Here is an 11,351-nt window from a genome sequence, read left to right as displayed (position 1 = left end):
TCTATATTGACGTCTATATAGACAGACCATCCACACTCTCACTCACTAGCGCAATGCGTCCTTCCTCGGATGCGTACATTGGAACTTCATTTGAGGAGTTCACACAGCCGGTGACGCATACGCGCGGCAAAGACGCTAGGCGCGAGCGACCGGCAAAGCGTACGATCAGCACATTCAAGGCTTCGCATCTGGATGTCGGAGAGCGGACCCGCCTCAGTCGGCTCCACCAGGCTGCAAGAGCCAACAGGGCTTGGAGCAAGAAACATCGCGTTGGCGCATTGGCACGTCAGAAAGCTCGCCAGGCCTGGCTTGTGCATCGTCCGTCATCGCGGACGATCCATCGGAACTTAGTAATACCGAAGAGTCGGGTTGCCTCGCGTTAATGCCACGGCAATCTCTGGTGCAGTCTGTCGTGCAATTCCGAATTATCCCCCGCCACTATGGCACCACCTCCTCAGCGAATGGAATACTTTGCTCGGAGCCGGTGGGCCGCGAGTGGCACTGATGGCAATCCTTTCAATGTGGTTCTTCTCTCCGATGGTTCGGTCCTCAGCGTCCGCTTTACAGCGTCGAGATTTCTGCGCTGATCGACAACCCTTTACAAACGACAGGGTAAGGGTGCCCTGCTAACCGTCAGCCGCTACGAAGATGCTCCAGCGATTGTCCGAAAAATCGGCATCAGCCAGGCAAGCGGGATCGCGACAAACCATCGGAAGATGTTCAAGTCGACCCCCAGCGATCTGCCGAGCATCGGCAGAGGAAAGATGATCCCGAGTAGAACCAGGAAACCAAACCGCTCCAGCCTGGCAAATGGCCGTGCCAGTGCGTTGGGCAGAATGCTCAAGACGACGCGTCCTCCGTCCAGGGGCGGCAGGGGAAACATGTTGAAGATCGCCAGGACCAGGTTCAGCAGGATCGACTGGTAGAGTGTCTGAACCAGCCAGGGGACGAGCGCCTCCGGCAACACCCAGGCAATCCTTAGGAGACCAGCGGACGCAACAGCGAGCAATACATTCGCCAGTGGCCCGGCCATGGCGACAATCGCCATGTCGCGTCGGGGATGGCCCAGACGCCCGAACGCCACCGGAACAGGCTTTGCCCAGCCAAACAGGAATGGAGCCTTGGTCAGAAAAAGCAGTGCAGGAAGCAGGATCGTTCCAAAAGGATCGACATGCTTCAGTGGGTTGAAGGTGACACGGCCCAGACGGTGCGCGGTGTCGTCCCCTAATTTCCACGCTGCATAGGCATGTGCCGCCTCATGGAAGGTGATTGGGATAAGGATTGGGACGATCCAAGTCGATGCCGCATAGATGGTGCCAGGGAAGTCCAAACAGCAATCCTCATCCCTGCTTCGCTACTAATGATAGGCAACGCTCGGCATTTTTCAAAAACCTGTCAAGAAGCACGATGAGATGGAGAGACACTGGTTATCAAGTCATGCCCGCGCCAAGAACAATGGACTTCATTGGTCCTCGAACACGATCACGCAGCTCGCTCCTGCAAGCGTTCAAGTTGTGCAACGCAGGGCATCCGCCGGTTTCGATGGCGCTCTTGCAGCTTTCGGATTGTCGTCTGCTTGAGCCAATCATCCACCGCGCTATTCCTGATGGTCTCAACGTCGCCTTCGTGCTCGAAGTCAATGTTGGCGAGGGTTGTCCGAAGCGATTGCAGCAGGGGTAAATGCTCCACCGAGGCCAGAGGGGACGCTTCGTTCCCAGGGTGTACAGAAGGGCGTGCCGGTGTGGCGGGCATAGCTTCCTCCAGTTGTTACAGGTCAATCAAGGTGCCTTGCTTTGGGTGCCGTTAGAGACCCGATTGATGTGGCGGAACATCGGCCAAAGCGAGGATTTTCGCTGCCCTTATACATCGGCGGTCGGACAGGGCCACATATCTCAGGGCTCGTCACAGCCCTGGTTGGCGTTTTTCTGCGAAGAACTGCGATCGCGGGCCATCTTCACCGATGCCTTCCGCGGGACACGAGGGCAGGCCGGACCTGTGGGGTTCGAAGAAGGGGCCACGATCGGAATGGAACTCGTGGCATTGATTGAGGCGCCGCGTCATCGCTTCCAGAAACCACCGCTTGATCCGTCGCTGGAAAGCCCGCTTCATCCCTACCTCCGCATTGTCAGGACCATTGAATGGTGTGGTCTGGTTCGCGTGTCGATCTGGCTCTAGCTTGCAGTGATCGATCGCAAATGATCGCAGGTAATCCTCTCATCTGAGCATGTGTGGAATGCCGCGTGTCCCGTTTCGATCAGATTCGAATGAGATCCTGGCTAAGCCTCTGTTACTGCGCGGGCCCCGTTCACCTCCAAAGCAGACGGTCCGCGTCCCGTCTGCTTTGGAGAACGGTGCTGATCCCTGAGCCGGATCGGCCCGAACATGCTCACCGCTGTATGGTTAACAGATCGCTAACGGGCGCTTGCTGGCGATCGTTAACTTCCTGGTAACCATCTTGAGCGCGGAATGGGCATGCCTGCGAGGGGCGGAAAGCTGAAACGGCTCCGGTTCGCCTCCTTTTTGCTGACGACCCCTCAGTCACGCGTGTGCCTGCGTCGGTGCCGTGCCCCTCACGGTCTCTCTGGAGAAATGCCAGCGATGAAGAAGCTAAGGCCAAAGCATACCAAAGCCAAGACAAGGCTCAGACAGGGCAGGGTGCTCGTCGTGACCTCCGGCAAGGGCGGTGTCGGCAAGACAACCTCGACGGCGGCACTGGGAGCGGCCCTCGCTCAGACGGGTCAGAAGGTCGTAGTCGTCGATTTCGATGTGGGCCTGCGCAATCTCGACCTGGTCATGGGCGCCGAGCGGCGCGTGGTGTTCGATCTGATCAATGTCATCAAAGGCGAGGCCAAACTCGCGCAGGCCCTCATCCGCGACAAACGCGTTGACACGCTGGCTCTCCTGCCGGCTTCACAGAGCCGGGACAAGGACAGTCTGACCGACGACGGGGTGGCGCACGTCATCGGTGAGCTGCGGCAGCAGTTCGACTGGGTGATTTGCGACAGCCCGGCCGGGATCGAGAAGGGAGCAATCCTGGCGATGCGGCATGCGGATTTGGCCGTCGTTGTCGTCAACCCGGAGGTGTCCTCGATCCGCGATGCCGATCGCATTATCGGCATGCTCGATGCCAAGACGGCGAAAGCCGAGAGCGGGCGCCGCATCGATAAGCATTTGCTTCTCACCCGCTATGATCCCGTTCGTGCCAGGCGTGGTGAGATTATGAAGGTGGATGACGTGTGCGAGATCCTCTCCATTCCGCTCCTGGGGATCATTCCAGAGAGTGGCGAAGTGCTCCTGAGCTCAAACGTTGGAGCTCCGGTGACCTTAGGCAGCCCTGGAAGCCCACCGGCCCAGGCTTACCTTGACGCCGCGCAGCGGCTGAAGGGGGAGGGAGCCGAGATCGCTCTCGCACGCGAGAAGCATGGTCTATTGCATCGCCTGTTCACCCGGCGGGCCGCATAGACCGGTTCAGCCACTCACAAGAGCGGGACGAAGCACGGATCTAATGATCTTCACGGAAGTGGGGTAATATAGGGTGGTGTTGATCATCGCAGTTTCTCTAGGCACGCAAGTCTCTCTGTCACAGGACTCCCGTGAAGATCATTAGAATACATTCTGAAGCCTTCCGGGCTGCCCAGAGCGAGTGGTTTGAATGTGATGTTAATTCACGACGCGGCGTGAACGATGCCCGAGCGCCGGGGTGGAAACGGTCTAGGCCTGCTCCCGCCTGACGTAAATCGGTTCAAGCTGGTAGTCCTTTGAGAGATCGTTGGCCTGGTCGACGGCTTCCTCCATCGACCCGAACGGACCACTCACGGCGATGGCCGTCCCATCGATGAGCACCGTCACCATGAACTCCATCGCCCGCTCGGGCTGAACCACCTCAGCCAGGGTGATGTTGTTGCTCTGGTCCTCAGGAACTTCGTCGGGCATCAAGAGGTGGAGGCCGGGACCGGTCATTGGGGATCCTTTGGCTTCATGGGACCACGAAAAACGACGAGATAGGCTGGAAAGAGCTTCACAGGGAACAAGACCCCAATCAATGGCTACAGAATCTCCGGCGAAACGATGCGCTGAACATGCCTGAACCGCGCTCTAGCGCCGTCACGGATGGGCTAAAGCAGACGGTTTCACGACTGGCGGGCAAACGCCTTAAAGGGGCACGTGAATGACGTCGTTGACATGAAGAAAGCTCCTAGAGCTAATTCCATAATGTTTGTTATGCGAAATGTTATCTCGTTAGATATTTGTCCGATGCTAACACCAGCTTCTACAAGGGATCCCCTACTGTTTCTCATCTTCACAGATAGCCGCGGGAGCACTTTGTGCGAAGTGTGGTTCGTTTCCAAAGTTGCCTTAGTTGTCCAAGTTGCCAATCGGCGGAACAAGGCTTATCTTAGCTCCAAGGGAGGAGCAGATGGCTCGCATCAAAGACCCTCAAGCGAAAAAGCGGCCGTCTGCTCGGAAGTACTCCAGGGCGAAGTCATCCGTGCATTCATCGGTTCACTCATACAAAGTGGTTGGTGATCCAGCACAGGTGCTTCGGGAGATTCCCGACGGAGTGCTGGTCGCGTTAGTCCCCCCAGACGCAACGACGGAGAAGAAGCTGTTGCGGATAGGGTCCGGACGGATCCAACGGTTTCGGGGGCATCTGGCAGGGCCCCAGGGCCGTCTCTTTGCCCGGGTCAGTTCAGGCCCAGTCCAGAAAAAACCCGTTGTTGATGCCTCTGCGTTCGAGCCCAGCTCGCGGGCCAAGGCACTCCTCAGAGGCGTTCAGATCGCCCAAAACGATCTGAAGGAATCGGGCGGTGCCTACGACCTGGATCAGGTTCGTGTCCTGATGAATGGCATTTCACGGCAGATGGTGGATCGAAAAGTGCGCGAAGGCAGCTTGCTGGCCGTTCCGGGTCCGAGCAACCGACGAGCCTATCCCACCGTGCAATTCAACCACGATGGCACGGTCGTCCCGGGTCTGAAGGCGGTGCATGAGGCTCTCCCAACAGAGAACCCCTGGGCGGTGCTGAACTTTCTTGTTCGTCCCGATCCGCGCCTGAATGGGCGCAAGCCAATTGATCTCCTCAAAGCTGGCGATATCGACTTGGCTGTCGACGCTGCCCGGCGCATGGGTCAGCAAGGATCGTGACGGCACCATTGCCGCCACCAGATCTTGCTTCGCGGGATCCGGTCCTCATCACCCTCGAGCCTGGCGAGATCCTCCACCGGTTCTTCACGTCAGCATACAACCCAATCCATTTTGATCGCACCCGGGATAGTCGCCTCAATGCGCCTGATGCATCGTATGGCGTCCTCTACACGGCCAAGGACGCGCGTGGCGCATTTGCCGAGACGTTTCTCCGAGAACCCGGCCGCACTCTGATCCCCTCAGACCTTCTGGCCAGGAAAGCGTATGTACGGCTGCGGATTACGAACCATCTTGTGCTGATCAAACTTGGAGGGCCTGGTCTGGCCCGAATGGGAGCGACAGCGGAGGTCGTGCATGGCGGTCTTCCGTATGACGTCCCGCAAGCCTGGTCATCGGCTCTGCGCGACCACCCCATCCGAGCGAGTGGGATTGCCTATTACGCTCGCCATGATGATGAGGCCCTTTGTTATGCCATTTATGGCCATGCCGCCGCAGCTATCGTGGAGGAATACCGCGAGGCCCAGCTTGATAGGGATTGGTTCTGAGACATAGCCGAGCTTTATGGCGTTGGCTTGGCGCCCTAATCCCTCACCGCTCTCATGGACACTCTACCTGCCTATGCTGGTCACCCGAACGGGGAAATTGAACCGGACCGGTCCCCTGCCCGGTTGCGTGAGCACCCGGTGGCCGACCCTAATTCGCAATGCGATGCTCGGAGAACCGTTGGCGCCGATCCGACACAAAGTTACGAAAAGTAACAATGAGTGACGAGAATTTGTCCCTTCACAGGCAAAAGAAATGCAAGATGCATTGCCGCCAAAGCTTGTCTGCAAGGGGCTGAATGTGTCAGTGCGACAGGAGCTTTCAAGGCTGTGGCCAAGACCTTTAGGTGCGAACAGACGAATGATCACGATCCGCGGCGTTCACAAGGATTTTTCGATCGACGGAGCTAAGGTAACGGCACTGAGCCCAACTGATCTTGATGTGCGCCGCGGCGAATTTGTTAGCATCATTGGACCATCCGGTTGTGGGAAGTCGACCCTTTTGCGCATCCTCGCTGGCTTGGAGACGGCAAGCGGCGGATCCATCGACGTTGACGACGGTGACCGGGCCCGGCAGCGGGTCGGCTTTGTTTTTCAAGAGCCAGTTCTTCTCCCATGGCTCTCCGCGCTTGAGAATGTTCGCTTCCCTCTTGATACAGCCAGGGTCGCTCGAACTGAGGCCGACAGCCGTGCTTTGGACTTGCTAAAGCTCGTTGGATTGACTGGTTTCGAAGCTGCCTTGCCGCGTGCCTTGTCCGGCGGAATGCGTCAGCGCGTCTCGATTGCGCGTGCTCTGTCATATGATCCTTCGCTGCTCCTGATGGATGAGCCGTTTGGCGCTTTGGATCTGATCACTCGCGATAGACTGAATGATGAACTCCTGTCGATTTGGTCGCAGACGAAGAAGACCATTCTGTTCGTGACTCATAGTGTTGAAGAGGCCGCCTACCTTTCGGATCGGGTTGTTGTGATGTCTCCTCGTCCTGGCCGTATCAAAACCGTCTACGACGTGAATCTTCCTCGTCCTCGAGGGGAGAGAACCAAACTGGATCCGGCGTTTCACCAGTTGATGGCTGACCTTAGGCGGGATCTGCAATGAAAGGCTTCTGGAGAGTTCTTGAGACCACTTTCGCCATCGCAGCCATCGTCGTCGCATGGGATCTCTATACACGCTATTGTGATATCCCCGACTTCCTGCTGCCTTCTCCGGTGTCCGTTTGGAATGCCCTCGTGGAGGCTGCCAAAGGACAGCTTTTTGATCATCTTCTCTACACCATTACCATTCTAGTTTCGGGTTATGTGGTGGGAGTGGTTCTTGGTATCGCCAGTGGGCTTGTTCTTGCGAAGAGTGCAAGGTTAGAACGCTGGTTGTCTGGTCCAATCCTTTTCTTACAAACCGCCCCAAAGATCGCACTCGCGCCACTCTTTGTCATTTGGTTCGGCTTGGGCATCACATCCAAGCTTATCCTGATTGTATCGCTTGTCTTTTTTCCGGTTCTGATTGCGACACTCGTCGGCATCCGTTCAGTCGATAAACGACTCCATGACCTGGCGCAGGTGCTCCATCTCAGCCTCTGGCAGCGTTTCCGGCGGATTGAGTTTCCATCGGCCCTTCCAGAGATCTTCATCGGTCTACGCGTGGGGGCCGTGCAAGCTGTGGTTGGAGCTATCCTTGCTGAATGGATGGCTGGTAAGCAGGGCCTAGGCTACCTGATGACGTTTGCAACAGCCACTTACAAGACGCCACTTCTGTTCGGGGCGGTCATCGTAACGGCTCTCTTGGGTATTGCCGTCTATCAGATCATCGACTTCGTTGAACGTCGCCTCCTATCTTGGCGAGAACAACCATGACCAACACAGCATCACGCTCAGCCGCGTTCCCCTGGCTTGAGGGGAGCCCCACTCATCTGCCTTGCGAGGCAGCGGACGTCATGCCGTCAGTCCTCCTTCCAGGAGATCCGGACCGGGTGTCAAAGGCGGCAAGCGTCCTGGAACAGGTGACGGAGATTGGGCGCCGGCGCGAGTTTCAAATGGCCCGCGGCACCTGGACTGGCACACCAATTACGGTTTGCTCGACAGGGATCGGGGGGCCCTCAACCGAAATCGCAGTGGTGGAGCTTACTAACCTGGGTATGAAAAGAGGGATCCGGGTTGGCGGCATGGGAGCGATCGATCCCAGTATGCCCCTCGGCTCATTCCTGATTGTCGACACGGCCCTGCGGAATACTGGAACTGCTCGCATCTATGATCCTTCAGGTGAGCCAATCCCCGCCTCGCCTGAGGTCGTAGAGGCGCTTGAGCGTGCAGCGCAGGCGCTCAACCTTCCTTTCCGCAAGGGAGCAATTTACACTACGGACTCCTACTACTGGGGACAAGAGCGACTTGCTCAACCTAAGGGCGACCCCAGCGGGCTGCCAACCGCCGGGCTGATACGACAGCTGACCGAGGCTGGCGCTGTTGGTATGGATATGGAATGCGAGGCGCTGTTTGCTGTCGGCAGGGCTCTGGGCGTCCAGGTTGGGGCTGTTCTGGCGGTGCACGGCAATCGCGCAACCGACCAATGGCTGGAAGACTACGAAGAAACCCAGCACAATCTTATTCGTCTTGCGGCAACAGCAGCCGCTTTGCTCGACGCTCAATAGTGCGTCCAACTTGGGAGGTTTTCGATGAAACGCAGAACATTTCTCGCAACCGGCGCCGTCGCAGCGGCTGCAGGTGTTTTTCCACGCATTGCGAGAGCTCAAAGTACTGAGGCAGTGACGCTGCAAATCGATGGAGCAGCTGTTCCGTTCTACGCTCCCATCTATGTCGCCCAGGAGAAAGGACTCTTCGCGAAGAATGGTCTCGAAGTTCGCATCGTCTACGCGGCTGCGGCCGACATCATGCGCAATGTGGCGGCCGGGAACGTCCAATTCGGTTTCCCGAATGGCGACGCGGTTATTGCCGCAAAAGCTAACGGTCTTCCTGCCAAGGTGGTTCATACCACCTATCAACGCGGCATTGGGGCAACCCTTTTCAAAACGTCCAAGAACATCAAGACCTTTGCCGACTTGAAAGGAAAGACGGTCGCAGTTACGAGCCTCGGAAGTCCGAACTACCTGCAGCTGCAAGTCGGACTAAAGCAGGCAGGCCTGAAGCTGGACGACGTCAACGTGGAGGTGATTGCCACGGGTGCGATTGTCCAAGCCCTGCAAGCTGACAAAGTTGATGCCATCGTTTTCTCGGAACTGCGGCGCTACAACCTCGAAGCTGACGGCGTGCAAGTCGGCATGATCTCCTCAAACGACTTTCTGCCATCGTTCGGCAACGTCGTTGTGACGAGCGATCGGTATCTCCAAAGCAATCCAAAGGCAGTGAGCGGTTTCAATGCTGCTCTCAGTGAAGCAATTCAGTGGGTGATTGACGGTCACGTCGATGAGGCGTTGACGATTGCAATCGACAAGCACGCGCAGACTTGGAAGGGGCAGGAGGCTCTGCTGAAGCGAGCGTTCACAGAGTCGTTCATCCCATCAATTTGGCAGAGCCCGCTAACGAAACAGAAGGGGCTTGGCGCAGCGGACTTCGCGGCTTGGCAGAAGAATGTCGATATCTTGGCTGAATACAAAGTCATCGAGAAGGGCTTCAAAGCCGACGATCTTGTGGTCCAGCCGAGCGATATCAAAGCCTAATAGTCCTTCAACCTCCGTCGACAGGCGGAGGTTAACCCATCCATGGGCCATAATGACAATAGCCAGTATCCTGATTGCTCTCCGATCACTAGCCATCGCAGTGGCGATCTGGTGGATTGTCGTCCTTGTGGCGAATGTGCCGGCCTATTTGCTCCCTGCGCCGGATGCTATTGCGTCTCGCTTCGTTTTCCTCGCGCAAACGGCGGAGCTCACGAAGCACATCCGTGTCACTCTTGGTGAGATTGGCGCCGGATTTATTCTCGGTGGTTTTCTCGGTGTTGCGTTTGGGTGGTTGTTCGTGCGAGTGCCACTTCTCGGTCGGCTGCTGTCCCCCCTTATCTTAGTCCTGCAGACGGCACCCAAGATTGCGATCGCCCCCTTGCTTCTCCTGTGGCTCGGGTTGGATATGGGACCGAAAATAACTCTTATTGCGATCGTGACGTTCTTCCCGGTGATGGCAGGTGCTGCTGCGGGATTTGCAGCTGTCGAAAGGCCTTATCAAGATCTCGGCACACTTCTTCATCTAAACGCATGGCAGCGCTTTCGACGGATAGAGCTTCCTTTTTCGCTGCCACCTATCTTCGCCGGGTTGAGGATTGCCTCTACGCAGGCAGTCACCGCGGCGGTGATTGGTGAACTTATGGGAGCGACTTACGGCCTCGGCTATCTCCTCAGCTTGGGGCAAGAGAACGGCGATGCCAGCGTGGTCATCGTCGCAATCCTGGTTTTGTCGACAATCGGTTGGGGTTTCCATGAATTGATCCGCGCAGGCGAACGACACATCCTTAGCTGGCATGCCAGTCAGATCGGACTGGAAGCCCGCGTCTGATCCGCGGTTTGAAAACTTCGCCAATGCTGCGCAGGGGGACGAACCGACACAGCTCCATTTCGGTCGAGCACTGTAGTAGCTTGATCAAACCTGGGTTCGTCTTCTTGGTTCCCATCGCTCCAGCAATGGCAATCTTCAGGTCCCTTTCCGAATAACGGTTCGAATTATCTCGACCGGAGTAAGACGACATACTCGTTAAGCGGATTGACCCTGTTTGCCGGTCATCGCCTCGATTGCCTCGAAGCTCCGCGTGAGCGCTCGCCAAAGGCTGCCGATCTCCTCCGATCCAGCCGATCCGGAGTGGGACTCGCTCACCCCGGCTCCATAGGCCAAGGAGAGCGTCAGCTCAGGGCGGTGGGTGATCTGACCACTCCATGTCGGAACCTCGAGCGTCTGCATCGCGCCTCGTGCATCCGCAACACTCGGATCCGTCGAGCCGTTCCTGGCCGGCGCAGCATTGATTACCACAGCATATGGCTTCTTAAGGTCACGGCACATTTGGATCGTGGCCTGAACGGCGTCGATATCGAACAGCCCGGCGCGCATTGGGATCACGACAAGATCCGCGTGCCAGATCGCCTCGGTCACGGAAGCTTCCGCGTTGGGTGGCGTGTCGATCAAGACCCATTCAGCCCCGGCCCGCCGCGCCTTCGCCAAGGTGGCCGCGAGATGCTTGGTGCCAACATGGAGCGTCAGATCCGGCGAGCCCCGAACCCGGTGCCAAAGGGCCAACGACCCCTGAGGGTCCGCGTCAATCAGGAGCGTCGGCCGAGAGTGCTCGGCCATATAGCTCCCGAGATGCGCGGCAAGGGTGCTCTTTCCGGAACCTCCCTTGCGGGAAGCAAAAACCACGACATTCATGCCAGTCCCCCAGTCTTGATCAAGCAATGCATCGTCGCGCGAGTATGGTTAACGGAGCCTTATCGCTTGCCAGACAGCAAAACGCCCTCACCGAGGGGTCGTGACAGACCTCCGGCTGAGGGCGGTTGGAGCCCGGTCGACGAAATTGGATGGATCCGCAACCAGGGTATCTGCGGCTCAAGGAGGCTGAAACCACTAAGCCAACCTTGGCCGTTCAACCGTGGCAATTTTATGGGCCACGTTCCCACGATATCCTCGTCGTAACTTTTGATGCGCGCCGGACCGATCCTGTCAGATGGCTCTGTGCC

At 57.4% G+C, this 11,351-nt stretch carries 12 protein-coding genes; 9 read left to right on the top strand and 3 right to left on the bottom strand.

What is annotated here, in order from left to right:
• Positions 1-640: 640 nt before the first annotated feature.
• Positions 641-1,330: a site-2 protease family protein gene (locus tag JKL46_RS25165; RefSeq protein WP_201838508.1), complete on the bottom strand. Its 690-nt coding sequence runs from the start codon at positions 1,328-1,330 to the stop codon at positions 641-643.
• Between the two features lie 488 nt (positions 1,331-1,818).
• On the opposite strand from JKL46_RS25165, the gene JKL46_RS25160 reads away from it, so the two are divergent.
• Together JKL46_RS25160 and minD are read left to right on the top strand one after the other, a co-directional pair.
• On the top strand, positions 1,819-2,175 hold the full coding sequence (locus tag JKL46_RS25160) for a hypothetical protein (protein ID WP_201838506.1): 357 nt from the start codon (positions 1,819-1,821) through the stop codon (positions 2,173-2,175).
• A 423-nt stretch (positions 2,176-2,598) separates the two neighbouring features.
• A complete protein-coding gene (gene minD, locus JKL46_RS25155) occupies positions 2,599-3,462 on the top strand; it encodes a septum site-determining protein MinD (protein WP_201838504.1) in 864 nt (287 codons plus the stop codon).
• Positions 3,463-3,711: 249 nt separating this feature from the next.
• On the opposite strand, the gene JKL46_RS25150 is transcribed toward minD, so the two are convergent.
• Positions 3,712-3,960 (bottom strand): hypothetical protein, encoded by a 249-nt coding sequence (locus JKL46_RS25150; RefSeq protein ID WP_201838502.1) that lies wholly within the window; start codon positions 3,958-3,960, stop codon positions 3,712-3,714.
• A 457-nt stretch (positions 3,961-4,417) separates the two neighbouring features.
• On the opposite strand from JKL46_RS25150, the gene JKL46_RS25145 reads away from it, so the two are divergent.
• The 7 genes from JKL46_RS25145 (at position 4,418) to JKL46_RS25115 (ending at position 10,182) form a co-directional block, all read left to right on the top strand.
• Positions 4,418-5,143, top strand: coding sequence for a hypothetical protein (locus JKL46_RS25145; RefSeq protein WP_246529513.1), 726 nt, complete (start codon positions 4,418-4,420; stop codon positions 5,141-5,143).
• Complete coding sequence (locus tag JKL46_RS25140) at positions 5,140-5,688, top strand: RES domain-containing protein (protein ID WP_201838501.1); 549 nt, start codon at positions 5,140-5,142, stop codon at positions 5,686-5,688. The genes JKL46_RS25145 and JKL46_RS25140 overlap by 4 nt, the downstream gene beginning before the upstream one ends.
• A 358-nt stretch (positions 5,689-6,046) precedes the next feature.
• Positions 6,047-6,784: an ABC transporter ATP-binding protein gene (locus JKL46_RS25135; RefSeq protein ID WP_201838500.1), complete on the top strand. Its 738-nt coding sequence runs from the start codon at positions 6,047-6,049 to the stop codon at positions 6,782-6,784.
• Entirely contained in the window at positions 6,781-7,536 is a 756-nt protein-coding gene (locus JKL46_RS25130) for an ABC transporter permease (protein ID WP_201838499.1), read from the top strand. Before JKL46_RS25135 ends, JKL46_RS25130 begins: the two co-directional genes overlap by 4 nt.
• On the top strand, positions 7,533-8,327 hold the full coding sequence (locus tag JKL46_RS25125) for a phosphorylase family protein (RefSeq protein ID WP_201838498.1): 795 nt from the start codon (positions 7,533-7,535) through the stop codon (positions 8,325-8,327). Before JKL46_RS25130 ends, JKL46_RS25125 begins: the two co-directional genes overlap by 4 nt.
• Positions 8,328-8,351: 24 nt before the next feature.
• A complete protein-coding gene (locus JKL46_RS25120; RefSeq protein WP_201838497.1) occupies positions 8,352-9,353 on the top strand; it encodes an ABC transporter substrate-binding protein in 1,002 nt (333 codons plus the stop codon).
• 52 nt (positions 9,354-9,405) lie between these two features.
• Positions 9,406-10,182, top strand: coding sequence for an ABC transporter permease (locus JKL46_RS25115; RefSeq protein WP_201838496.1), 777 nt, complete (start codon positions 9,406-9,408; stop codon positions 10,180-10,182).
• 195 nt (positions 10,183-10,377) lie between these two features.
• Here the strand turns inward: JKL46_RS25115 and JKL46_RS25110 are convergent, their stop codons facing one another.
• Positions 10,378-11,043: a ParA family protein gene (locus JKL46_RS25110; RefSeq protein ID WP_201838495.1), complete on the bottom strand. Its 666-nt coding sequence runs from the start codon at positions 11,041-11,043 to the stop codon at positions 10,378-10,380.
• Positions 11,044-11,351 lie beyond the last annotated feature (308 nt).

The sequence above is a fragment of the Microvirga zambiensis WSM3693 genome, assembly GCF_016735695.1.
Classification (GTDB): Bacteria; Pseudomonadota; Alphaproteobacteria; order Rhizobiales; family Beijerinckiaceae; genus Microvirga; species Microvirga zambiensis.
Note: the sequence above shows the minus strand (reverse complement) of the source record. Positions and strands in the feature narration are given on the sequence as shown.